This is a genomic window from Deinococcus radiotolerans, assembly GCF_014647435.1.
Lineage (GTDB): Bacteria > Deinococcota > Deinococci > Deinococcales > Deinococcaceae > Deinococcus > Deinococcus radiotolerans.
Window position 1 is genome coordinate 1 of the sequence record NZ_BMPE01000051.1, and the last position, 1,127, is coordinate 1,127.

Sequence of the window (1,127 nt, forward strand, 5' to 3'; positions counted from 1 at the left end):
CCGTACCCAAGCAGCAATTCACCGCTGAGTTCAAACAAGAAGCCGTCCGGCTGGTTCGCACGACCGGAAAGAGTTGCGCCCAGATTGCCCGTGACCTCGGTGTTCCCCCTCACTACGTCGTCCGGTGGAAGCAGCAGGACACCCAGACGGCCGCCGGCCGCCCAGCCTTCACCGGGCGGGGAATCCCCGCCCTTTCACCACAGGAGGCTCGACTCAAGGAACTGGAGCGGGAACTGGAAATTGCACGACAGGAACGGGATATCCTGAAAAAAGCGCTGGCCTTCTTCGCCAAGCAACCCTGATCTTCAGGTTCATCGAGCGGCACCAGGACGAGTTTCCAGTCGAGCTGATGTGCCGGATTCTGGACGTGAGCATCAGCGGGTACTACGCTGCGCGGGGAAGGCCGGAGAGCAAGAGGATCACAAAAGACCGCGTGCTGATCGAGAAAATCAGGACCAGCTTCGAGGAGAGCCGGGGAACATACGGGGCGCTGCGCATCCAAGCCGACCTGAAGGCACAGGGAGAGCAGGTCAGTCGTCAGCGGATTCGGCGACTCATGCGACAAGCACAGCTTGTCGCGCGTGGGAAACGGAAGGCCCGCACGACGACGAAAGCGAAATCTTCGCGCCCAGTCGCAGAAAACATTCTTGATCGGGTGTTCACTGCGGACGGCCCGAACCAGAAGTGGGTCACGGACATCACGTATGTCCCCACCCGTGAAGGCTGGTTGTACCTGGCGACGGTCATGGACCTGTACTCGAGGAAAATTGTCGGCTGGGCGCTGAATGAGCGACTTCAGACGCCGCTGGTCACAGCGGCGTTGGAGATGGCCGTAGCGCGTCGGCACCCACCAAGCGGACTCCTGCATCACTCGGATCGAGGGAGCCAGTATACGAGCGATGTGTACCAGCAGGCGCTGGACAGATTGCAGGCCGTTCAGAGTATGAGCGAGGCAGGAGAATGCTGGGATAACGCTGTCCAGGAAAGCTTTTTTGCGACATTGAAGACGGAGATGGGGCTTGGTGAAGCGCAGTGGGGTCGTGCCCAGACACGAACAGAGGTGTTCGAGTGGATTGAAGTGTTCTATCACCGTCGCCGTCGTCACTCGTCGTTGGGGTATCAGTCAC

1 protein-coding gene is annotated in these 1,127 nt (G+C 59.8%); it reads left to right on the plus strand.

Translation table 11 applies throughout. The features are described from left to right. Positions 1 to 1,127 (plus strand): IS3 family transposase gene (locus IEY63_RS22045; RefSeq protein ID WP_189071141.1). Its coding sequence is split into 2 segments (ribosomal slippage), with 1,128 coding nucleotides annotated over them: positions 1 to 276 and positions 276 to 1,127; the frame shifts between segments, so codons are not numbered across the junction. This gene is flagged as partial in the annotation.